This is a genomic window from Marinifilum flexuosum (assembly GCF_003610555.1).
GTDB lineage: Bacteria > Bacteroidota > Bacteroidia > Bacteroidales > Marinifilaceae > Marinifilum > Marinifilum flexuosum.
The window spans coordinates 327,785-352,373 of record NZ_RAPQ01000008.1; the positions used below are offsets into that span (position 1 = coordinate 327,785).

The 24,589-nt window shown below is 35.6% G+C and carries 19 protein-coding genes; 7 read left to right on the forward strand and 12 right to left on the reverse strand.

What is annotated here, in order from left to right:
- Window positions 1-46: 46 nt before the first annotated feature.
- The 4 genes from tsf to rplM all read right to left on the reverse strand — a co-directional run bounded on the left by tsf (window position 47) and on the right by rplM (window position 2,660).
- Entirely contained in the window at window positions 47-871 is an 825-nt protein-coding gene (gene tsf / locus BXY64_RS01435) for a translation elongation factor Ts (RefSeq protein ID WP_120238211.1), read from the reverse strand.
- A 29-nt stretch (window positions 872-900) separates the two neighbouring features.
- Window positions 901-1,710: a 30S ribosomal protein S2 gene (rpsB, locus tag BXY64_RS01440; RefSeq protein WP_110363654.1), complete on the reverse strand. Its 810-nt coding sequence runs from the start codon at window positions 1,708-1,710 to the stop codon at window positions 901-903.
- A gap of 102 nt (window positions 1,711-1,812) precedes the next feature.
- Entirely contained in the window at window positions 1,813-2,199 is a 387-nt protein-coding gene (gene rpsI, locus BXY64_RS01445) for a 30S ribosomal protein S9 (protein WP_054715526.1), read from the reverse strand.
- Between the two features lie 5 nt (window positions 2,200-2,204).
- On the reverse strand, window positions 2,205-2,660 hold the full coding sequence (gene rplM / locus BXY64_RS01450) for a 50S ribosomal protein L13 (RefSeq protein WP_110363652.1): 456 nt from the start codon (window positions 2,658-2,660) through the stop codon (window positions 2,205-2,207).
- Window positions 2,661-3,075: 415 nt separating this feature from the next.
- Here rplM and BXY64_RS01455 point away from each other — a divergent pair, with 415 nt between their 5' ends.
- On the forward strand, window positions 3,076-3,588 hold the full coding sequence (locus tag BXY64_RS01455; protein ID WP_120238212.1) for a DNA-3-methyladenine glycosylase: 513 nt from the start codon (window positions 3,076-3,078) through the stop codon (window positions 3,586-3,588).
- A 4-nt stretch (window positions 3,589-3,592) separates the two neighbouring features.
- On the opposite strand, the gene BXY64_RS01460 is transcribed toward BXY64_RS01455, so the two are convergent.
- Window positions 3,593-4,726: a hypothetical protein gene (locus BXY64_RS01460; protein ID WP_120238213.1), complete on the reverse strand. Its 1,134-nt coding sequence runs from the start codon at window positions 4,724-4,726 to the stop codon at window positions 3,593-3,595.
- A gap of 308 nt (window positions 4,727-5,034) precedes the next feature.
- On the opposite strand from BXY64_RS01460, the gene BXY64_RS01465 reads away from it, so the two are divergent.
- Entirely contained in the window at window positions 5,035-7,971 is a 2,937-nt protein-coding gene (locus BXY64_RS01465) for a M16 family metallopeptidase (protein ID WP_120238214.1), read from the forward strand.
- A 139-nt stretch (window positions 7,972-8,110) separates the two neighbouring features.
- Here the strand turns inward: BXY64_RS01465 and BXY64_RS01470 are convergent, their stop codons facing one another.
- The 5 genes from BXY64_RS01470 to BXY64_RS01490 all read right to left on the reverse strand — a co-directional run bounded on the left by BXY64_RS01470 (window position 8,111) and on the right by BXY64_RS01490 (window position 11,268).
- Complete coding sequence (locus tag BXY64_RS01470) at window positions 8,111-8,308, reverse strand: PspC domain-containing protein (protein ID WP_120238215.1); 198 nt, start codon at window positions 8,306-8,308, stop codon at window positions 8,111-8,113.
- Between the two features lie 15 nt (window positions 8,309-8,323).
- Window positions 8,324-8,818, reverse strand: a complete 495-nt coding sequence (locus BXY64_RS01475) for a DUF4252 domain-containing protein (protein ID WP_170150544.1) — start codon at window positions 8,816-8,818, stop codon at window positions 8,324-8,326.
- A 91-nt stretch (window positions 8,819-8,909) separates the two neighbouring features.
- Complete coding sequence (locus tag BXY64_RS01480) at window positions 8,910-10,487, reverse strand: PspC domain-containing protein (RefSeq protein WP_120238217.1); 1,578 nt, start codon at window positions 10,485-10,487, stop codon at window positions 8,910-8,912.
- Window positions 10,488-10,507: 20 nt separating this feature from the next.
- Window positions 10,508-10,831: a PadR family transcriptional regulator gene (locus BXY64_RS01485; protein ID WP_054715551.1), complete on the reverse strand. Its 324-nt coding sequence runs from the start codon at window positions 10,829-10,831 to the stop codon at window positions 10,508-10,510.
- 20 nt (window positions 10,832-10,851) lie between these two features.
- Window positions 10,852-11,268: a hypothetical protein gene (locus BXY64_RS01490; RefSeq protein WP_120238218.1), complete on the reverse strand. Its 417-nt coding sequence runs from the start codon at window positions 11,266-11,268 to the stop codon at window positions 10,852-10,854.
- Between the two features lie 210 nt (window positions 11,269-11,478).
- Here BXY64_RS01490 and BXY64_RS21655 point away from each other — a divergent pair, with 210 nt between their 5' ends.
- On the forward strand, window positions 11,479-11,700 hold the full coding sequence (locus tag BXY64_RS21655; RefSeq protein ID WP_394340474.1) for a ferredoxin: 222 nt from the start codon (window positions 11,479-11,481) through the stop codon (window positions 11,698-11,700).
- Between the two features lie 242 nt (window positions 11,701-11,942).
- Here BXY64_RS21655 and typA read toward each other — a convergent pair whose 3' ends face one another.
- Window positions 11,943-13,742: a translational GTPase TypA gene (gene typA / locus BXY64_RS01500; protein WP_120238220.1), complete on the reverse strand. Its 1,800-nt coding sequence runs from the start codon at window positions 13,740-13,742 to the stop codon at window positions 11,943-11,945.
- A 746-nt stretch (window positions 13,743-14,488) separates the two neighbouring features.
- Between typA and BXY64_RS01505 the strand changes: the two genes are divergently transcribed.
- The 3 genes from BXY64_RS01505 to BXY64_RS01515 all read left to right on the forward strand — a co-directional run bounded on the left by BXY64_RS01505 (window position 14,489) and on the right by BXY64_RS01515 (window position 19,809).
- Window positions 14,489-17,038 (forward strand): TonB-dependent receptor, encoded by a 2,550-nt coding sequence (locus BXY64_RS01505; protein ID WP_120238221.1) that lies wholly within the window; start codon window positions 14,489-14,491, stop codon window positions 17,036-17,038.
- A 29-nt stretch (window positions 17,039-17,067) separates the two neighbouring features.
- The gene (locus BXY64_RS01510; RefSeq protein ID WP_147375847.1) at window positions 17,068-18,885 is read left to right on the forward strand and encodes a choice-of-anchor J domain-containing protein; all 1,818 of its coding nucleotides are present in this window, start codon (window positions 17,068-17,070) and stop codon (window positions 18,883-18,885) included.
- A gap of 210 nt (window positions 18,886-19,095) precedes the next feature.
- Entirely contained in the window at window positions 19,096-19,809 is a 714-nt protein-coding gene (locus tag BXY64_RS01515) for a DNA-binding domain-containing protein (protein WP_120238223.1), read from the forward strand.
- Between the two features lie 295 nt (window positions 19,810-20,104).
- Here BXY64_RS01515 and BXY64_RS01525 read toward each other — a convergent pair whose 3' ends face one another.
- Window positions 20,105-21,145, reverse strand: coding sequence for an endonuclease/exonuclease/phosphatase family protein (locus BXY64_RS01525; protein ID WP_211334388.1), 1,041 nt, complete (start codon window positions 21,143-21,145; stop codon window positions 20,105-20,107).
- Window positions 21,146-21,899: 754 nt separating this feature from the next.
- Here BXY64_RS01525 and BXY64_RS01530 point away from each other — a divergent pair.
- Window positions 21,900-24,575 carry a carboxypeptidase-like regulatory domain-containing protein gene (locus tag BXY64_RS01530; RefSeq protein ID WP_120238225.1) on the forward strand — a complete coding sequence of 892 codons (2,676 nt, stop codon included), beginning with the start codon at window positions 21,900-21,902 and terminating at the stop codon, window positions 24,573-24,575.
- Window positions 24,576-24,589: the final 14 nt, after the last annotated feature.

Here is a 24,589-nt window from a genome sequence, read left to right on the forward strand (position 1 = left end):
AAAGAGTTCCGAAAAGGAACTCTTTTTATATGTAATAATAATTGTATTAAGCATTCAAAGTAAAACGCTTCATTGCTGTAACAGTAAGGTCTTTGTCAGCATCTGCAAGATATTGCTTCACTGATTTCTTACCATCTTTTACGAAGTCTTGGTTCAATAAAGTAACCTCTTTGAAGAATTTACCTAAACGACCTTGAGCAATTTTGTCAAGGATCTGCTCTGGCTTACCTTCAAGGCGAGCTTTTTCTTTACCAATCTCCAACTCTTTAGCTACAACGTCAGCAGGAACTTCCTCTTCGTTAATAGCGATAGGAGCCATAGCTGCTGCTTGCATAGCAACGTCTTTACCCATTTGTTCTTCAACTTCTTTGTTGAATCCAATCAAAGTCGCCAATTTGTTACCTGCGTGGATATATGCAACTGCTGCTTCAGCTTCGATTGTTTCGTATGTACTCAAATCGATTTTTTCGCCGATAACACCAGTTTGCTCAGTAACGTGCGCTTCAACTGTTCTACCATCCATTTCCAAAGCTTTCAAAGCTTCCAAATCAGCTGGCTTGTTTGCTAAAGCAAGATCAAGGATCTGAGTAGCGAAAGCTACAAAGTTTTCATTCTTTGCTACGAAGTCAGTTTCGCAGTTCAAAGTAATCAAAGCACCTGTTTTCTTGTCTTCTGAAACTTTTGCTAATACAACACCTTCAGTTGCTTCTCTGTCGGCACGTTTGTTAGCAATTGCCATACCTTTTTTACGAATGATTTCTACTGCTGCGTCAAAATCTCCTTCTGCTTCAGTAAGAGCTTTTTTACAATCCATCATTCCTGCGCCAGTTGCTTTACGCAATTTGGCTACGTCTGCTGCTTTAATAGACATGATATATCGAATTTTTTTGTGTGAATAAATTACTCCTTATCATTCTTTCCTGCTTCAGTAGCTGGGGCTTCTGGTGCAGCTGGAGCTTCTGCTTTAGTCGCTTTTTTAGCTTTAGCTGATTTCTTATCTGCAGATTCTTTTTCTTTCTCTACTTTTCTTTCAGCTAAACCGTCTTTAATAGCTCCGGTAACTTTATCAAGGATAATAGAAATTGAGTTAGAAGCATCGTCATTCGCTGGAATTACGAAATCAACACCTTCTGGGCTTGAGTTAGTATCTACCATAGCAAATACAGGAATACCCAAACGGTTAGCTTCTTTAACTGCGATGTATTCTTTCATTACATCAACTACAAATAATGCCGCTGGTAATCTGGTCAGATCAGCAATAGAACCTAAGTTTTTCTCTAACTTAGCTCTCTGGCGAGATACCTGTAGTCTTTCTCTTTTAGAAAGGTGGTTTAAAGTTCCATCAGACTCCATTTTATCAATAGAAGTCATTTTCTTAACTGCCTTTCTGATAGTAGGGAAGTTAGTTAACATACCACCTGGCCAACGCTCAGTTACATATGGCATGTTTACAGCACTTACTTTTTCTGAAACGATAGCTTTAGCTTGCTTTTTCGTTGCAACAAAAAGAATTTTTCTTCCTGATTTAGCAATTTGTCTTAATGCTGCAGCAGCATCATCAACTTTAACCGCTGTTTTGTGTAGGTCAATAATGTGGATTCCATTACGCTCCATGAAAATATAAGGAGCCATTTTAGGATTCCATTTTCTTGTTAAGTGACCGAAGTGACATCCGGCTTCTAACAATTCTTCAAATGTAGTATTTGACATTTTTTTGTTTTTTTAATCGTTTACATTCATTTTATGGCAATTGTCAAGTAGTTCGAAAAACGAAGTCTTAACAATTTAGATACTAAACCTGCCACAAAAACATTAACGTTTACTAAATTGAAATCTTTTACGTGCTTTAGGCTGACCTGGCTTCTTACGTTCAACCTCACGAGGGTCACGTGTCATGAAACCTGCAGTTCTAAGAGCAGATTTTGATTCTGCATCAATTTTTACTAGAGCTCTAGCGATAGCCAAACGAAGTGCTTCTGCTTGACCTTTTACACCACCACCATCAAGGTTTACTTTGATGTCATACTTATCAGCAACCTCAAGAAGGTTTAATGGCTGAGTAACGATGTATTGTAGAGTTCCGGTAGTAAAGTACTCTTTAAGCTCTTTTTTATTGATGGTAATCTGACCCTTACCTTCGCTAACGTATACACGAGCAACTGCTGCTTTTCTACGTCCGATAGCATTAATTACTTCCATACCTCTTATTTAATAGTGTTTAAATCTAATTTCTTTGGCTGTTGTGCTTCGTGCTTGTGCTCACCACCTACGTAAACGTGAAGGTTAGTGTAAAGCTTTCTACCTAAACGGTTTTTAGGAAGCATACCTTTTACAGCTTTTTCAATCAATCTCTCAGGGTGCTTAGCCATAAGGTCAGCAGGAGATTTAATTCTTTGTCCACCTGGGTGTCCAGTGTAAGAGAAATACTGACGGTCAGTCATTTTGTTTCCAGTCAAACGAACCTTTTCAGCATTAATAATAACCACGTTGTCTCCACAATCAACATGAGGAGTGTAGTTAGGCTTGTATTTACCTCTAAGTAGTTTAGCTACTTTCGAAGCAAGTCTACCTAACACTTCATTTTCTGCATCGATAACAACCCACTCTTTGTTAGCAGTTGCTTCGTTAGCAGAAACAGTTTTGTAACTTAATGTATCCACTTCTAAAACTTTTAATAATTAATACTTTAATACAATTATTCCAATTTGGCTTGCAAAAGTACAAGAATCTCCCAAATACACCAATTTTTTTCTTGATTAATTGATGGATACTTAACCAGTTGTGGATAATCGGGATGATGTGGAGTGATTAAGTGTATCAAAAAATCAAAATTGATATATTACCCAGTATTGAATTTGGTACTTGCTAAGGGTAGTCAAATCAACATGTTGGGGAGGGATTCGTTCTCTAGAAAGCCCATCGTCACAATTTCACTGCAAAAGTATGAAATAATTTTTGCTTCACCTGTAATTTTCTCTCTTTTTTTAATGCAAAATGATTTCTGATTCTTTGATATGCAGTTGGTAAGATGTGAAATTGTTATTTTGTGAATATTTTATTTCGAAATAGATTCTGATGATAGAAAAATTGGAAAAAGAATTTTTTACACGTGATATTAGATTAGTTGCTGAAGAATTGATTGGGAAATTGATTGTGTATAAGAAAACAGATGGAAAAATTGAAAAATCCAGAATTACTGAGATTGAAATGTATATCGGTGAAGAAGATTTGGCATGTCATGCGGCTAAGGGACGAACAGCCCGTACCGAAGTAATGTATGCTGAAGGTGGTTTGGTGTATGTTTATTTGATTTATGGAATGTATTGGTTGTTTAATATTGTAACAGGACCAAAAGATCAGGCTCAGGCGATTTTAATTCGGGGAATAGAAAATATAAATGGACCAGGTAGAGTGGGGCGAACTCTAAATTTGGATAAGACTTATTATGGGGAGGATTTGACTTTGTCCGAAAGGTTGTGGATTGAGGATGACGGGTACAAGTGCAGCTTTACACGTCATCCTCGTATTAATATCGATTATGCAGGTGAAATCTGGAAAAATAAACCTTTCAGATATTTAATGAAGTAGAATATTATCTATTCCATTTTACTTTCTTTAGAAAGAAATCACCGTTAATTCTTAAGTAGATGGCTGCGGCCCAATTCTCCGAAGAATTTTTCAGATCATAGTAAACATCTAATTTGCCACCAAAATGAATGCCGCTGGCGATTTTATGCTCATGGTAATAGTTTAGTGTAGCCAATTCTCTTCTTTCTTCAAAATACCCTGGAGTATCTATTGCGATAGATTGGAATAATTTTGATCCGCGTGAAGATGCAAAATGATACGCGTTCCAGTAGCCCAGGTTTAGCTTGGACTTTTTTGTTGTGATCCCCACTTGTGGAAAAAAAGCATGTCCTTTATCGAATAGGTAGTCTTTTTCTGAGGAGTTATCCGAAAAGAAATAGCCCATTGCTTTTACATGCCATGATGTGATTTTTGAATTCGATATGTTTTTTTTCAATACAAGTCCCGAACCATAATTGCCTACGGTTTGAACCGATCCTTCCGAACTATCGATTTCTCCACCACGATGTGTGAAAATTACTTCCAAAGGTATAGAAAGCTTGGTTTTTGAAGATTGGTTTACTTGCCAGTTTCCTGATAAACCAAACGTAAATCTTTCCTGAAAAGGATCATTTTCTAAAATAAACTTTTCCCAGTTTATCCAAGTTTGAAATTGTAATTTGGACGCATTGTATAAGAATTGAAATCCATTTTCGGCAGTTTCCATAAAGTATCTTTCAGGTTCGAACATTGGTTCGGAAAGATTATGGTTGTTGTTCTGATTTAAACTACCCATAATAAACTCAATTTTATCCGAAGGTTTATAGATGGCTGAAAATATAGGTTCTGTTTCAGTAAAATCTTCTCTGCCTGAATATTTTTGGAGACGAACACCAGCTTCAATTCTAAAATTAGAACTTGGATAATAAACTAGTTTGGGCGATGCAATATATCCAATCCAAGTAGCACCTTTCGAAAATTCACCACTGTATTCATTGTTTTTTACAAAGTTTAGATTTTCGAAACGAAGAAATAGCTTGTTGCTTTCAGCTGCCTGAAACTCTTTATGGTGCATATAAGGAGTATTGACTTGGGAAAAAGTGTGATTGATGATTGTTGTAAGGAACAATATCAATATTAGGGCATTTAGTTTTTTCATCTGTGTAGTTTACTTTTTACGCTGCAAAAATACAATTATCTATCATGATTGATTGTTAATAATATATAAAAAGTTTAAATCGATTTTAAATAACGAATGCTTTAGTTAAAAAATGTAAAAAAAAGATATGTAAATATAATGTAATTTGTAGATTTAACAATTAGTGAATTATATTATAATGTAAATCATTAGTTAATTATCTAAACAAAAACGGGTTGTGTGAATCGCACAGGGTTTGTAATCTTTTGCGAATTGGAAGGGTTGAGGATGTTGTGTGGTTGGCATGATCATTTAAAACCAAACAAACAATGAAGAAAGTTAATGTTCTTTTTGCCTTTGTGCTGGGAGTGATTTTGTTTGCTTGCACGACAAAGGAAAAGTATCAAACTGTTCCAAACACAGACGAAAATGGTTATAGGTACGAAACGGTTACCAATGATCCTATGGGAGTAAGAATTTATACTCTTGACAATGGATTAAAAGTGTACTTATCTGTTAATCGAGATGCGCCACGAATTCAAACCTTTATTCCAGTAAAAGCTGGTTCTACCTATGATCCTTCAGAAACTACAGGACTTGCTCACTATTTAGAGCATATGATGTTTAAAGGTACTGATGATTTTGGTACTGTAAATTGGCAAAAAGAGAAAGCCTTAATTCATGAGATTTCTGATTTGTATGAAGAGCATAAGTTGGCTTCCACAAAAGAGGTAAAAGCAAAAGTTTATGCAAAAATCGACAGTATATCTGCTTTGGCTTCAAAGTTTGCTGTGGCCAACGAGTATGATAAGTTGGTATCATCAATTGGTGCTAAGGGTACCAATGCTTATACTACCTACGAGAGAACCGTTTATATGAATGATATTCCATCAAACGAGCTTGAAAAATGGTTGAATATCGAAAAGGAAAGATTTAGTAAACTGGTTCTTCGTCTATTCCATACAGAATTGGAAACGGTTTATGAGGAGTTTAATATGTCTCAGGATAATGACTTTAGAAAGTTGCGTTATGCCTTAATGTCTGGTTTGTACAAAAAACACCCTTACGGAACACAAACTACATTGGGAAGAGCTGAGCATCTTAAAAATCCATCGATGGAAAATATTCACAAGTATTTTGATACTTATTACGTTCCTAATAATATGGCTATTGCCATGTCTGGAGATTTGGATTTTGAAGAGACCATTAAATTAATAGATCAGACTTTTGGAAAACTGGAATCAAGAGAAGTTCCTAAGTTTGTTGCTCCGGTAGAAGATCCAATTGCCAAGCCAATTGTTAAGGAAGTTTTTGGTCCTGATGCAGAAAGATTGTCAATGGCATTCAGGTTTGATGGAATTGGTTCGGAAGATCAGAAATTTGTAACTCTTATTGATGGTATCTTAAATAATTCAAAAGCGGGTTTAATGGATTTGAACCTGAATCAGAAGCAAAGAGTGCTAAGAGCTGGTTGTTACGCAAGTTTTAATATTGACTATGGAATGCATTCATTTTATGGAGTTCCTCGTCAAGGTCAAAAAATGGAAGAAGTAACAGAATTGATTCTTGGTGAAATCGAAAAAATCAAAAAAGGAGAGTTTGAGGATTGGATGCTTGAGGCTGTAATTAATGATTACCGTCTAGGTAAAATTAGAGGACAGGAATCAAATGGAAGAGCTCATGAATTTGCAGTTGCTTTTGCAAACAATGTAGCTTGGGCTGACAACCTAAGAATGCTTGATGAACTTGAATTGGTTACAAAAGAACAATTGGTTGAGTTTGCAAACAAGCACTACAATAACAATTATGTTGTAGTTTACAAGAGAAAAGGTGAAGATAATAAGGTTGTAAAAGTAGAAAAGCCAGCTATTACTCCAGTTAAAATCGACCGCAAAAAACAATCGGAATTTTATAAGAAACTAACTGCAAAAGAAACTCCTGCATTAAAACCTTTATGGGTAGATTTTGAAAAAGAAATCCAGTCAGAAGATCTGAAGCCTGGTGTAACTTACGATTACTTACATAATAATTCAAACGAGTTGTTCAAGTTGATTTACATTTACGAAATGGGTAAAAATCATGATAAAATGTTGCCTATAGCTGTAAATTACTTGCCATACATTGGAACCGATAAGTATTCGGCTGCTGACTTACAAAAGGAATTGTTTAAGTATGGTTTATCCTTTGGTGTTGAAGCTGGTGATGACAGATGCTATGTGTATATCTCCGGATTGAAAAAATCATTCGACAAAGGAGTAGAGTTAATGGAGCATGTGTTGGCCAATGCCAAGGCTGATAGTGATTCTTACTCAAAGTATGTTGATGGTATTATTAAGGATCGTGCGGACAGTAAGCTAAACAAGGGTGAGATTTTGTGGGGAGCAATGTATAGTTACGCGAAATATGGAAAAAAATCGCCTTATACAGATATCTTGTTGGAAGATGAATTAAGAAGTGTGGATCCAAATCAGTTAACTGAAATGTTGTCTCAATTAAAAGACTATAAGCATAGAGTGTTTTATTATGGAGCTGATGAAAAACAGCAAATCGCTGAGAATTTAAAGGCAAATCATAAAGTTTCGGAGCAGTTAAAAGAGATTCCTGAACCAACAAAATATCCTGAATTGGATTATACCAAGAATGAAATTTTCTTTGTTAACTATGATATGGTACAGGCAAACATCATTATGTTGGCAAAAGATGAAAAATTGGATATGAACCTAATGCCAGAAATCAGATTATTCAATGAATATTATGGTGGAAGTATGGCATCAATCATTTTCCAGGAAATTCGCGAATCAAGAGCTCTTGCATATTCTGCTTTTTCATCTTACAGCACCCCTTCAAAATTGGATGATTATGGTTACTCATTCTCATATGTTGCAACAAGTGCTGACAAAGTGAAAGATGCTACTGAAGCATTGGTTGAGTTGTTGAATGAAATGCCTTATGAGGAGAAGCAATTTAACGAAGCCAAGACTAACATGCTTAAAAAGATTCAATCAGAAAGAATCACTAAAGAAAGAGTTTACTGGACTTATTTGAGTAACCTTAGAAAAGGTGTGAAGCATGATTACAGAAAAGATGTTTACGAGAAGGTGAAGAATCAGAATATTGATGATTTGAACAAATTTTTTAAGGAACATATTGCCAATAAAAACCATTGTTATTTGGTGGTTGGTAACAAGAAAGATATCAATATGAGCGTACTTAAAAAATTAGGTAATGTTCATGAGTTGAGCTTGGAAGAAGTATTTAATTATTAATTAGGGTTTAGTATTTGTAATTAAATGAAAAGGCCTCTTCCGTAAATGGGAGAGGCCTAACTTTTTGAATACTTTTGGTAAAGCAGGTGAAAAAGACAAACCCTTCTTCACCAAATTGGGGTAAAGATCGCATTCAAATTTATACTGTTTCGCAGTTTGCATCTGGTAGCACCATTGCAAGAATAAAATAAACCAACAACATTAACGGATTGAATAATGTTAGGATTAAATATCCTGCTCTAATAATTACAGGATCGAGTTCTGGATTGATGTATTGAGAAATACCACCGCAAACACCTGCTATCTTTTTATCTCTTGATCTGAATAACCGTTTCATAGTATACTGTTTTAATTACTCTTCATCTTTGTCGATACTGTAATGCGACAAAGTTTCTAATTCGTCCACATGGAAGTCTCCAAAAAATGAAATCAATGATGTTCTGTGTTCATTGTAGTGAAGGATGTGGAATTCGCTAAACCTCTTTCCTTTTCCTTTGGCAAAGAAATGAACTTCGTCACTATCTTTATCTCTTTCTTCGGTTAATACTTCTTTGTAAGAGTTCCCTTTCGAAAGCTGCGATACTATAATCTTTTTAAACTTAGATTCATCACCAGTTTCGTGTTTAAAACTTAAGAGTTTAATGGATTTACAATCGCCTGTTACGTTTTTCTCCAATTCATCCTCGTCGACGTCAAAGTCCAAGTTTTTTAAGAATGAGCCTGCGAAACTAAAACTGTTGAAGCCATCAAGATTTGAATATTTGGCATGTAATTTTTCTCCTTTGGTTTGAGCCTGTGAAAGGATTGGTAGGGCTATTGCAATCAGAATTACTAATAATTTTCTCATAATGTTTGTTTTAAAATTAGCCATGTTTGCACCGATTGTTGTGTTTGATGAAAAAGGTATCGGTGCAAAACATGGATAGAACAACTATTTATTATTCAACTAGGCTTAAGCCTTCTTTTTTCATGATCCATTTTTCGCCAAGCATGTCGAAATCCCAGGTGTTACTTACGTTGTCGATGTCGTGAATAATTTTGCTCATCGAATCATCGAGGTAAATAACTTTTCCTTCCGGAACTTTAACCGTAATATGTAATCTTTGATTTCTCCATTTGGAATCATTTTCCAATGTGAAAAATTGATTGAATACGATTATAGAATCATTTTGAACCCATTTGTAATTAATTCCTTCTGCGTTTTCCACAGCTCTATCTAAAGTTCTTCCGCGGGCTTTTTTCTTTAGTTTTATCTCGAAATTATCCGAATAACTTCTTTCTATATCCAAAGTAGGTTCACCTACAATAATTTCTTCATTATCATTCATGTATACTTTAACATTGTCCAGATCAATATGGCCTTCGTACCAATGGTCTCCAATGTTATTTGTACTTTGTAAATACAATGTATCATTGGCTATTTTTTCGATTGGTTGATTTTCAGAGTATCTGGTGCTGCTGTGCATGTAACCTTTGATCTGTGAAAAACTCAGGCTAATTAAAAGTATAATCCCTGTAAGCCAAACTGCCAGAGCTGTAAAACCTATAATCTTGTTGTTGGTTTTGAAGTTAAAAAGCAATTTAATTCCTGCAAAAATCAATAGCATTAAAGGAATGGCAATTACAACAATGATTCCAATGGTAAATAAAGTAATGCTTGTTCCATCAAGAAATAATTTGGGAAACATTGCACCTGGGAAATGGAAATCTGCAAAAGGTCCAAAGAAGCTATGAGCAAATATCATCGATCCAATAAAGCTTATAAGCGAAACAAATCCTGCAAAGATAAACCCAATACCGAGTAAAATGATAATCACTTTAAGTACCAAGCGGAGAGCAGAGCCAAGGAAGTCAACAGATCTATCGAAACCATCTTTTACCTGAGGTCCGTTTTTTTCTCTCATTTTATCGAAGTTTTCTTTTACTTCGTTGTATTCGTCTTTAATAGATTCTTCGATATTGGATATGTTGACCTTTTTGCCTTTCATCTCAAGCTTTTGACTTGTGGTGGTTGCTTTGGGAACAACAATCCATAAGATGATGTACAGTAGGAAAGCAAAACCATAACCAAGAAAGAAGAAGAGTACGAATAGTAATCTGAATACGACTACATCTATACCAAAGTATGCTGATAAACCACTTGATACACCTCCAAATACTCTTTTGTCTGGATCGCGATACAATCTACGTTTCTTTCTGCTGGTAGTTGTGGTTTGTGATTGATTTTGTGATTCTTCGGTAGTTTCATCATCAGTTTCGAAAATTTCTTCCGGTCTACCCATAATGGTTATTACCTCTTCAACCATATCAACATTTACGACCTGGTCTTTGCTACTTAGTTTTTCCTGGAAAATCTCAGCAATTCTGGATTCGATATCAGAAATGATTTCTCTTCCTTCTTCGCCAGCGCCATAGTGACTATTGATCGTTCGCAGGTAATCTTGTAATTTTTCAAAAGCATCTTCATCTATGTGAAATATACTTCCGCTTATATTAATTGTTAATGTCTTTTTCATAGTGTTAACAGTTTTTGGACTTACTTTTTAATCGTATTTACGGCATCAACCAATTCTTGCCAGGAACCATCCAGTTCTTTTAAAAATTCATTGCCTACTTCTGTACTTGTGTAATACTTTCTTGGAGGTCCTTGTGTTGACTCTTCCCATCTGTAGCTTAATAATCCAGCGTTTTTTAGCCTGGTTAGTAAGGGATAAAGTGTCCCTTCCACTACAATCATTTTGGCTTCTTTAAGTTCCTTAATGATATCTGATGCATAAGCATCACTTTTTGAGAGAATGGAAAGAATACAATATTCCAGCACTCCTTTTCGCATTTGGGCTTTTGTGTTTTCTATTTTCATACTTGGAATATTTATATTGATTAAATTGTTGATCTGATGTTACCAGGGAAATTCCTGAAATTTTTAGATCTTTTCTTTTTTGATGTTATTATCGTTGTGTTCTGTTTTACAGTGATCGTATCCTTACAAGTCTTACATCTTAGTGATGTATCGATGTTTAGCTTTGGAGAGATGTAATCTTCCTTATTTCCTGATACGATGTCTTTACAAACTTTAAGATTTTCTTTAAAGATTAAGATTCCATTATCTAAATACCCTCTCTCATTAGTTATTTCCTCTGCTGGAGATTCACCGCTATTATTGTATTCGATTTTAAAAAATGGTAGAAGAAATTTATCGATTGTTAACAATTGAGCCTTAGACTCAATGGAGAAAGCTACTACTGTTAATGTCAGGAGTGAATATCTCAATATTTTGTCTTTTAATAAGGATTTCATTTGTCTTCGTTTTTTTTATAATACTATCTCTAACCTATAAGTTTGTATTACAAATATACGGACAAAAAAAGGTAATATGCAATACATAGTACTAGATATTTTAAAATAAAAACGATAACTAGCTGTAAATCAAGATAAAAAATTTTAAAATATTTTATCCTATATTTGAGATTCTCTTGAATTTTTATTAAAACAGTAATTTTTGTGATGATGAAACAGGTGTATCAAAAAAGAAGTAAGTGCATTGGATGTGCGTATTGTGTAGGGGTGGCACCTGGATTTTGGCTTATGAATGAGAGTGATGGGAAATGTGATTTATTGGGAGCAAACCTCGTAAAAGATGAATTTGTACTTGATCTTTTTGATGATGAGCTAGAACAAAATCAGAAAGCTGCAGAAATATGTCCCGCCAATTGTATTAGAATAAAGTAAGTTTTATTTGAAAGTCTATTCATGAAGTGAAAAAGTAGAAAAGTGAAAAAGTAGAAAAGTCAATGATCAAACGCCAACGGCTGATTGTAGGTATCAAATAGATAAAGTATCCGAAAGTAGTTGAGGTCAGTAATTAGAGGCAAATGCTTTCCGAAATCGAACTCAGGTTAATATTAGGGCATAAAAAAAAAGGAACTTTATAAATAAAGTTCCTTTGTGTATATCTCAATTGTTTAGCTTATCTATTCTTTCGAAGCTCTTTTTCTGTCGTGTTCAGAAAGTAAGATCTTACGAAGTCTGATATTATTTGGCGTTACTTCAACATATTCATCACCTTGAATATACTCTAAAGCTTCTTCCAATGAGAAAATTACTGGAGGAGCCAATCTAATCTTATCATCAGTACCTGAAGTACGCATGTTGGTAAGCTTCTTTGTTTTGGTAACATTGATATCCAAATCACCAGCACGAGTATTTTCACCCACAACCTGTCCTTTATAAATTTCGGTTTGAGGAGCTACAAAGAATCTACCACGATCCTGTAGTTTACCCAATGCATAAGCAAATGTAGTACCTGTTTCCATTGCAATTAATGAACCATTAATACGTCCTGGAATTTCACCTTTGAATGTTTGATACTCGTGGAAACGATGCGACATTACAGCTTCACCTGCAGTTGCAGTCAAAATCTGGTTTCTTAAGCCAATAATTCCTCGCGATGGAATGTGGAATTCAAGGTGAATACGATCAGCCTTACGTTCCATGGTTAACATTTCACCTTTACGCTGAGTAATTAATTCGATGGCTTTTCCTGATACATCTTCCGGAAGATCGATGTATAGAATCTCCACTGGTTCACATTTTTCACCAGCTATATCTTTAATAATTACCTGTGGCTGTCCAACCTGAAGTTCGTAACCTTCACGTCTCATAGTCTCTATTAATACAGACAAGTGAAGTACACCACGACCAAATACATTGTATGAATCGGCCGAATCAGTTGGAACAACGCGTAAAGCCAAATTCTTTTCTAATTCTAATTCCAAACGATCGATCAGGTGACGAGAGGTTACATATTTACCATCCTGACCGTAAAATGGAGAGTTATTAATGGTAAACAACATACTCATTGTTGGTTCATCGATAGCAATCGGATCCAATGGTTCAGGATTTTCCATATCACAAATTGAATCTCCAATATCAAAACCATCGATACCTACTAAAGCACAAAGTTCACCAGATTTAACACTCGATACTCTTTCTTTACCTAAACCGGTAAATACGTGTAATTCTTTTATACGAGATTTTTTAATGCTACCATCGCGTTTGGCAAGGCTAACATTCATGCCTTCTCTTAATTCACCTCGATGAACTCTACCTACGGCGATACGGCCAACATAGTTCGAGAAGTCAAGAGATGTAATAAGCATTTGTGGTGTTCCTTCCAAGATTTTTGGCTCAGGAATGTATTCAATAATTGCATCAAGAATTGCAGTAATGTCATTGGTTGGCTTTTTCCAATCTTTCGACATCCAACCTTCTTTAGCAGAACCATAAATAGTTGGGAAATCAAGCTGTTCTTCTGTAGCTTCAAGGTTGAACATTAGTTCAAACACTTGCTCTTGTACTTCTTCAGGACGACAGTTTGGTTTATCAACTTTATTTACAACTACTACTGGTTTTAGGCCTAATGCAAGCGCTTTAGACAATACGAAACGAGTTTGAGGCATGGTTCCTTCAAAGGCATCTACCAATAAAAGTACTCCATCTGCCATATTCAAAACACGCTCAACCTCTCCACCAAAGTCGGAGTGACCAGGAGTATCGATGATGTTGATTTTCACATCCTTGTATTCAAGAGATACGTTTTTTGATAAAATGGTAATACCTCTCTCTCTTTCCAGGTCGTTATTGTCAAGGATAAGGTCACCTGGATTTTCATTCTTTCTAAAAATGTTACTGTGCATTATCATTTTATCAACCAATGTGGTTTTACCGTGGTCAACGTGAGCGATAATCGCAATGTTTCTTAGTTTCTTCATCTCGTATCTTCTTTATGACTCTGTGTCTTAAAAATCAGTCAATATCACTGAAAAAGGATGCTTTTATAGTAAAGCTTCTCATTGTAAATGTCAAGATTCGCACACAAAAAATGTGAATTAATTGTGGCAGAATCGATTGCGCTGCTAAAAATGCGGCTGCAAAAGTACGGTTTATTTTTGTGAATCAATCTTTTTATATGGAATAATTTAAAACTTGGGAGAATTAGTATCTAACTTATCGCTTAATTAAAATTAACTTAACATGTAGTTCTGTATTATCTGATAGATTTGTACAGGGCATTTCTAACAAGAGAATATAATTTAGAATCAAATCAATTAAACTAGTGATAAAGGAAAAAACTGTACCTTCGCAGAATTATTGACGAGTTCAAGAATTACATTGTTTTGTAGATAGAGTGGAATTACTTTTAAACTAAATATTTGGGAGGTTTTAGATTGTGTAAATTGAATAAAAAGCACTATCTTCCGAATCCTAAATTTTAGAAGTGATGAACTTATAATTCGATATAATTTTTAGGTTTTTAGAAAAAATTGCCTCGGTATTTTAGTGTCAAAATATTTTTTCGACGAACTGCATAATTTATCGGATGAATCCTAAACAAATGATTGTTGATTATTTGTTAATAAGTTTTAAACGAACCATTTTTGTAATCCTTTTCTCCAAGGAATGTGAGATGATTTTGTAGCAATTTTGCTACACTATTACTAACCTAACAATTCATTTTATGAAAAATGCAATGAGAAGTATTTTGACAATGGCAGCTGTATTGATGCTGTCCGTTGCAGCTATTGCTCAAACCACCGTAAAAGGTGTAGTCGTGGATGGAGGTTCTGGTGAAAGTTTACCGGGAGCTTCAATTGTTGTACCAGGAACCACTTCGGGTACAGTTTCAGGTTTTGATGGTTCTTTTGCCTTGCAAGTGCCTCAAGGAACATCAAAAATTGTAGTTAGCTTCGTTGGTTTCCTTGATAAGGAAATCGCACTATCAGGAGCTCAGGATTTGGGTACTATTAAACTTGAGTCTGATGCTGTTGGTTTGAATGAAGTAAGTGTTATGGCTTCGATCGTAACAGACAGACAAACTCCTGTATCTGTGTCAACAATTTCTACTGAACTAATTGAAAACAAATTGGGAACTCAGGAATTTCCTGAAATCTTAAAGTCTACTCCATCTATTTATACTTCGAAAGAGGGTGGTGGATTTGGAGATGCTTCAGTTTATGTTCGTGGATTTGACTCAAACAATGTTGGAGTATTGATTAACGGTATCCCTGTTAACGATATGGAATCAGGTAAGGTTTATTGGTCGAACTGGGCTGGTCTTTCTGATGTAACACGTACAATGCAGGTGCAAAGAGGACTTGGAGCTTCTAAACTTGGACTTTCTTCTGTAGGAGGTACAATTAACGTACTTTTAAAATCGTCAGATGCTAAAAAAGGTGGTGTTGTTAAAACAAGCGTAGCAAATGATGGTCGTAAAAAGCAATTGTTTTCTGTTTCAACAGGATTAATGGATAATGGCTGGGCTGTTACTTTATTAGGATCTCATACTTATGGAAGTATGTGGGCTAAGGGTACTGAGTTCGATGCATGGGCTTATTATGCAAATATCTCTAAGAAAATTAATGAAAAGCACTCTCTTGCTTTCATGATAACAGGAGCACCTCAATGGCACAATCAACGTGGTAATAAGCACACAATTCAACAGTATAGAGATCATAAGGATGAATTTAAATACAATTCAGACTATGGTATTCGTGATGGAAAAGAATATGGTGGAGCTTACGGTTACAACTACTACCACAAGCCACAAGCTCAGTTGAATCACTACTGGAATATCGATGATAAAACGAACTTAACTACTTCTCTTTATGCTTCTATTGGTTCAGGTGGAGGACGCCGTGTAGATGGTGCTCAGAAAAAATGGTTAGGCGTTGATAGATATACTGGTGCTGACTATGATGAGACAATGAGAACAGGTGATGGTTTACTTGATTTTGATGGAGTTGCAGCAAGAAATGCAACTTACGTTGCTGAAGGTTCACAAGCTATTATTGGTAACTCAGTAAACAATCACACATGGGTTGGTTTGTTATCAACATTCACTAAGGATATTGAAAATATAAAGCTTACAGCTGGTTTTGATGGACGTTACTATAAAGGAGAACACTATAAAGAAATTGATGATTTATTAGGTGGCGCTTTCTTTCTTGATGGTCATAAGAACAGAGATGATTATACAAAGTTGAAGAAGGGTGACAAGTACTCTTACTACAATGATGGTGAGGTATTGTACACCGGAGTATTCGGACAAGGTGAATATGTTGCAGATGATTATTCAGCCTTTGTTTCTGCTGCAATTTCTAGAAAAGCATATAAGCGTGTTGATTACTTCAACTACCTTCCAGGTGAGCAGGAATCAGATTGGGAAGATTTCTTTCCTTGGAACGTGAAAGCAGGTTTCAACTATAAGATTAATTCAGTTCATAACGTATTTGTAAACGGAGGTTACGTTCAAAGATCACCATATTTCAGAAATGTATTCTTGAACTATACCAATGAAGTGAATGAAAATGTGAAGTATGAGAAAATCATTACTGCTGAATTGGGTTATGGTTATACTTCAACAAATTTTGATGCGAAAGTAACAGCTTACTGGACCAATTGGATTGACAAGGGTTTGGTAATGAGCCTTCAAGGGCAAACTGCTAACATTACTGGTTTGAATCAATTGCATAAGGGTATTGAAATTGAAGCAACCTACAAACCTAGCAAGAAGTTAACTGTTAAAGGTATGTTATCAGTTGGAGACTGGGTTTATGAAGATGATGTAAACTTTAGTTTATATGATGATAACAATGTATTAATCGATGAGTTTAATGCATATATCAAGGATGTACATGTTGGTAACTCTGCTCAGTTAACAGGAGCTCTTGAAATTAATTATGAAGTACTTCCTAAATTAAGAGTTGGAATTGATTACTTATACAATGGAAGACACTTTGCTGATTTCGATCCTACAAACAGAACCAATGGTGCTGAAGATAGAGTAGATTCTTGGGAAATGCCAGATGTAAGCTTGGTAGATATGAACTTCGTTTACAAGTTTAAAATTGGTAACCTTGATGCATCGGTTAATGGTAAGGTAAATAACTTGTTTAATGTAGAGTATGTTTCTAAAGCTGATGATGGAAACCAACACAATGCAGCTTCTGCTTTGGTATGGTATGGTTACGGAACAACTTGGTCAACAGGTTTAAAAGTTAAATTTTAATCATTATTAAAACCTTTAAATTAATTAAGATGAAAAAATTTATATATATGCTTTCATTACTTGCAATTGTATTTGCAAGTTGTGATCCGATGGAGGACACTTATGATGAGCTTGATGCTTTGGATAAGGTGACTTTCGACCCAACTCAGTTAGAAATTACATTAAACGCTGATCAATATGCTGCTATTAGCAAGTTGGCTTTAGAAACAGCTAAAAATGCTGAAGATACAGCAAGAGCAGAAGAAATTGCTTCTTTATTAAGCTTTAGCGATAACAGACCTGCTTCTGCTTATATGCCTGCAGCTTTAAATGCTGCATACCAAACATTGGATGAAACATCTTCAATCAAGGTGAACTATAACTATGATACGAGAGATTTGGCATATCTAACAGCTTATACTGGTGCTCCTTATTTTAAATTAGGAGAAGATCAGTATGCAATGGTAAACGAATTGATTGCTGCTGCTCAGTATTTCTCTCCAAGTTATCCGGCAAATGACTTCTTGCCTGAAATTCTTGCAGCAAAATATCCTGATGCTGTAGATGGTGATGTTAGCTTGGTTCGTTATGACTATAGAAATGTAGATCCAGATCCAAATGAGTACTCAGAAGTTACCCTTTTCTCTGCTAGCTTTTCAGATTTATCTCAGTTTACAACTGTATCTGTAACAGGAGATGATCAAGAATGGTATGATTCAGGTTATGGTGGAGTTGATTACGCTAAGATTTCAGGATATGTTAGTGCTGATAAAGCGCGTTATGAAAATGAAGACTGGCTAATTTCTCCAGAAATTGATTTGGCCGATGTTGTAGATCCATTCCTTAATATCTCACAAGCTTTGAATTTCTTATCAGGAGATTGGAAACAAACTTTTGTATACGTGTCAGACAAGTATGATGCAACAAAAGCACCAGATGTTGCAGATTGGACAGAGTTAACCATTGAAAATGCACCAGCGGGTGATAGCTGGTCGTTTGTAGAGTCTGGAAATATCGATTTATCTGCTTACGAAGGAAAGAAAATTCATGTTGCTTTTGTATACAAATCATCTACTGATGATGCAGCAACCTGGGAAATTTCTCAACTTGATGTAAAAGGTATAACTCAAGGAGCTGAAGGTGAAAAAGTAGAAGAGTTCTACGAGTTTGACGGAAGCGAATGGGCAAAATCAGATGTATACTACTTACAAAGAGGTGATTATACTGAAATGGGAAGTGGTCCTGGTAAATATGGTAACTTCTCTAGTTCTGTTCCTGCTGAAGATTACCTTCCAACTTTCTTAAGTATGAAATATCCATACGCACAAGAAGGTGATGTAAAGGTAATGATTTATAGATATTACTCGGGAGGTACTAAAACGGTTGCCGCTGAATATACTTATTCAGAAGGTGCATGGAACTCAATGCCAACTAAAATGGATCAGTTTGTATTCTATGGAGCTGAAGGTTGGAAATTTGATCCTACTGTAACCTATACAATGGTTTCTGAAGATTACCAGATTATTGTAGACTATTCAGTAGATACACATGGTAAAACTTCTGATTATAGCGATTCTGAGTATTATTATGGTGCAGGTTCTAAGTATGTAAACTTTGACATTAGAAGTGGAAAATTCGATGAGAGTTTTGATACTTGGCAAGATGCGGTTAAGGAAGGTATTAAAACAGCTTACCTACCAAACAAATATCCTGAAGCTGTAACTCAAGTACAAGGAGTAGATGTACATTATATTATTGGATTTACAACTTATGATGGATCAAATACCAATTATACTATTGAGTTCAAGTGTACTAAATCAGGTCCAAATCCTGAATTTGAGTACGTAGAAGGTCCTACATTGAAGTAATTATAATTACAATATTTTTAAAACCCCGAATCATTGCGATTCGGGGTTTTTTGTTTCAGAAAAGTAAAGTTCAATAACGTATTAATGAGAATCTTATTGTATAAAACCCTGTGTTTAGTGACATAATAAATATCCTTGACATTGTGTGTAAACTGTATGAACTTGTTTAGTGTTTAATAAAAAATAATCAAATCACTAAAATTTTAAGTTATGAATAGAATTGATTTATGGTTACAAGACAACCTTTTAACACCAAGACCTAATGATTTTTATGCCCGGGTAAAACCAATGGGGAATATTAAAATTGAGGACATTGCCAAAGAGATTATTAAAGGGGGATCGGAGCACAACGAGGCAACCATTATTGATATCCTTTCGCGTAGCAACCAGGTGATTATTGAAAAGATGGCGCAGGGCTATAGTGTGAATACAGGAGTGTTTCATGGCCACCTTACCGTAAATGGAGTTTTTAATGGGGTTACCGATAGATTCAATCCCGAAGAGCACCGTTTAATTGCTTCTTTTACTTCAAGTAATGAATTGCGCGAAGAGCTAAAGAAAACACAAGTAGAAATTCTTGGGAAACAAACAGGTGAGCCTGTAATTGGGAAAGTAATTGATAGCCTAAGCGAGAATGAGGACAGTATCATCACTCCTAAGAATGTAATTATTGTGAAAGGCAATCGCTTAAAAGTTGCTGGTGAGGATGCATCGGTGGGAGTTTACCTTATCAACCAATCCGATGATACACTCCACAAGTGCGATCAAATCATATCCAATGACCCTAAACAGTTAATGGTAATGGTTCCAGCCTTAAGTGCCGGCAATTACGAATTGGAAATTATAACGCAATATTCATCGGGACATAATTTTAAAAAGACAGTGAGTAAAACTCAGTTTGAGCACATCTTGATTGTTGAATAAGGATACATTTGCCTATAGAAAGTCCGAATGGCTCAAAGCAGTTCGGGCTTTTATTTTTGGGGGACGCCATCCCCTCGTTGCAGGGGACAGTTTCCCCAGCAAGCAGGGAGTACTTTCCCCTCGAGGCTGGGGATGTCATTTGCTCGAGACAGGGGATACCTATCACCCTTCTGATATAAATACAAATCATTGCTTAGGTACAGCCCACCCTTATGCTGATTTCGTAATTCTTGTTTATAAAAAAAGGCTGAACCCATTAAAGATTCAGCCTTTCCAAATAAAAGTTATCAGTGCTTTATTTCTCTTTTACAAGATAAACAAACACTGGCAGGTGATCGCTATAACCACCTACGTAGTTGTCAAATGAAAAAGTTCTTTTAGGATATCCTTTGTAACGTCCATTCTCGGTAAACATGAATTTTTCTCTTAGTATTTCCGATTTCAGGTAAGTGAATCCGCCCTTTGTGTGTACCAAAGGATTTGAAAGAAGAATTTGATCGAACAAATTCCAGCTATCGCGGTAAGCAAGGGTTCCAATTCCATTTTTGTATAGATTTTCCCAAGGATTGTAGAATAAACCTCCTTGTACCTTCTTTTTGCTTGCTTTGGTACCAATTACTTTCTTCACACTTTCGTTGATTGGGTCGTCGTTTAAATCGCCCATGATAAAGATTTTTGCGTTGGCATCATCTTTTAAAAGTGAATCGGCAATAGAACGAGTAACTGCAGCAGCGCCATTTCTATTAGGACGACTTTTCTTTTCACCACCATATCGCGATGGCCAGTGGTTTACAATTACATGTACTTTATCTCCAAATAACAATCCGCTTACCAATAACTGATCGCGCGTGTAAAGTGTATCTCCATTTTCTTTAAGTGGCTGATACTTGTATTTTTTCTGATCCAAAAGTTTAAAATGATCAGGGTTGTACAATAAACCTACATCAATACCACGCTTATCAGGCGATTCGAAATGTGCAATTTGGTAGTTTCTGTTTTTAATTGGAGACTGTTGTACCAAATCTTCCAATACTCTTCGGTTTTCAATCTCCGAAACACCAAGAATTGATACTCCCTCTTGTACACCATTTTTTCCCATTAGAGAAATGATGTGAGCCATATTGAAAAGTTTGTCTTCATACCTGGCTTTGCTCCATTTTCTTTTTCCTCCTGGTAGGTATTCTTCATCGCGTTTGTTTGGATCGTCAATCGTATCGAAAAGGTTCTCCAAATTATAAAAACCTACGCAGGCCACTTGGTAGTCTTTCTTTTGTGCGAACGACTCACCAGATGAAACCATTAAAAAAGCCAATAATAAGGCTGCTATTGTTCTCATTCTTATCATGTGAATTCTGTAATTATGGCAGAAAATGTTCTGCAATAGTTTGATTCTAAATTTCTAAATAAAACAAGGGAATGGAAACTATCCCAATCAATCGGGGAGAATAGATTGATTTTACAGTCAAAATGGTTGGCAACGAATTGCGTTGCAATATTAAAGCTTTTTTAGCGATTATAAAAGTACATTAAGTTTGTAGACGATCTAAAATTGAAAAAAGGATCTTTGCATACTTATTAACATCTTAGTTTAAGTAAGGAAAATCTAATAGCTTTTGGTGCAAAATAGAATAAGGATAAGGTATTAATTATACGAATCAAAGGTTGAAAATATAGTTTAAAAAACAATAGAAAGGTTTATTTAAGAATTCTTCCCTAGGAGGGAAAAACTCAACTTGAAAAAGTGATGAAATTCATTACGGTCTAATTTTAACCATTGATTGGCATTAATTATTCTTTTTAATAATGATTTTAGTCTATGTAATCTTTGATATATGGTTGTTAATCAAAAGTTATGCGCTAAACTCGATCATTGATAACAGATATTGCAACACTTAATCAAATTAACCCATTCTTAATATGAGATTGTGATTAATATTATTAGTTTTGCAATCGTTAAAACACACCATTTTATTATCCCTCAACAAATATTCGTTGAAAGCAAATTTGTGGTTTTTTGGAATTTGCTTTTACCAGGGGAGAGGTAGGTAGTTTCCGAATGCCTAACTGTACTAATCAAATTATTTAATTTCATGAAAAAGATTCTTCTGTTTCTACTAATGGGAGTACTTTCATCTTTTGCATTGCATGCCCAAACCGGGAATGTTAGTGGTAAGGTGAGAAACTCTGTAGACAGAAATTATCTATCTCAGGTAAAGGTTGAAGTATTGGGTACCAGCTTAAGTACTTATACCGATGCTGAGGGTAATTTTCTGATCTCTGAAGTTCCGCAGGGCAAACACTTGCTGGAGTTTATTTTACAAGATTTTAAGAGCGTGTCGATGGCCGTAAATGTTGTCGCAGGAAGCACAATTGACCTTAAGGTGGTTGAATTGGTGCCAAGCGCTTTGAGTCAATCCTTAAAGGATTTCGACTTTTCTTCCTTAACCGATGAAGAATTAGATGATGAAGGTTCGAAAGAGAACATCTCTGGCTTGTTGGCAAGCTCAAAGGATGTGTTTGTTTCGAATGCAGGTTATGTCTTCAGTCAGTTGCGATTCAAAACTCGTGGATACAGCACCGACAATACCAGCATCCGTATGAACGGAATGTTGATGAACGACATGGAGAATGGTAGAGGATACTGGTACAAGTGGGGTGGTTTGAACGATGCTACTCGTAACCAGGAAATATATTACGGTTTAGGTTCAAATGATTTTGGATTTGGCGGTGTTGGTGGTACAACAAATATTAACACCAGTGCAAAAGACCAGAGAGTAGGAACCAAATTGGTTTACTCTCGTTCAAACAAAAGTTACGCTAACCGTGTAATGGCTACTCATTCAACAGGATTAATGGAGAATGGATGGGCATTTACAGTATCTGGATCTCGTCGTTGGGGAGATGAAGGATATGTTGATGCTACTTTTTACGATGCATACAGCTATTTCCTATCTGCTTACAAGCAGTTGAATGATAATCATAGCTTAAACTTTACTGTATTTGCAGCTCCTAGCGAAAGAGGTAAAGGCGGTGCATCAACTCAGGAAGTTTACGATCTTGTTGGCGATAACTACTATAACCCATACTGGGGATATCAGAATGGTGATAAAAGAAACTCAAGAGTGGGCAAGTCTCACCAACCAGTTTTCATGTTGAACCACGATTGGAAAATCAATGAGAAAAGCAATTTGAAAACAGGTGTTTCATATACATTTGGGCGTAATGGTAGCACCAGATTAGGATGGTTTAATGCTCCTGATCCACGTCCGGACTACTACAATAAGTTACCTAGTAACTCAGCAAATCCTGAAGAGGTTGCAAGACTATGGAAAACTGATCCAAAAGTTCGTCACATCGATTGGGACAGAATGTACCAGGTGAATAGCAACGATCCTAATGCACAGTATTATGTGGAAGAGAATCGTTATGATGCTGAACAGTTAATGGCCAATACAACATATACAAAGGAAATTAACAACAACTGGAATTTAACAGCTGGCTTGGATTACACTTATTATATTGGTAGCCGTTTTAATGTAATGGACGATTTGTTAGGTGCTGAATACTTATTGGATTACGACAAGTATGCTCCAACTTCAATGAGAGATAATGATTTGAATAATCCGGATAGAAAAGTAAAAGAAGGTGATACTTTTGGTTTCGATTACGATATTCATTTGAGAAAAGCAGGATTCTTTGCACAAACTGATTTCGTATACAACCAGTGGGAAGGTTACATTGGTGCTGAAGTAAGTCAGACAAAAATGTGGAGAGAAGGTAACATGAGAAAAGCGATCTTCGCTGATCAATCATACGGAGAAAGTAGTAAGAAAGATTTTACCAACTTTGGCGTTAAAGGAGGTTTAACCTACAAGTTAAACGGACGTAACTACTTTACTGCAAATGCTGCTTATCAAACCAGAGCTCCTTTCCTGAGAAATGCATTTGAATCAGCAAGAACAAGAAATAAGTGGGTTGATAATCTTGAGGAAGAAAAAATCATGTCTTTCGATGCAGGTTACCAATTGCGTTCACCTTTTGTTAAGGCAAGCATAAAAGGTTTCTATACTCGTTTCGAGGATCAAACTCAAGTTAGAAACTATTTTACAAGTAACTTCCAAAACGGACAAAGTGCTTTTGTAAATGCAATTTTAACAGGCATTGATAAAGAACACATGGGAGTTGAAGTTGGTGTTGAAGCAAAATTGACACCTACGTTAACAGCGATTTTCGCAGCATCTAAAGGTCAATATATTTATGATTCAAGACCTGAAATGAAAGAGGTTGCAGTAGATATTGACTTGGAAAGTGAAACCAATACAGTATATGCTAAGAACTTCTATGTTCCGGGGACTCCGCAAACAGCTGCTACTGTTGGATTAAAATACTCTTCACCTAAATACTGGTGGGCTGGTATTAATGCCAATTATTACGATGATACATACTTGGATTTCCATCCTGCAAGAAGAACTTCTAAAGCTGTTGAAGGTCTTACTCCAGGATCAGATGATTGGAATACTACGATTAATCAGCGTCAGCTTGATGAAGCTTTCACTTTAGATTTGAACATTGGTAAATCATGGAAAATTAATGATTACTACATTTCTTTAAATGCAAGTGTAAACAATGTTTTGGATGATACAGATATCACTACCGGAGGATACGAACAGAGTAGATCGTCTGTAGATTCAGATCGTAATTTTGGAGATAAATTGTACTACTACTATGGTCGTACTTATTTCGTGAACCTAAGTGTTCGTTTTTAATCTAAATTCTATAA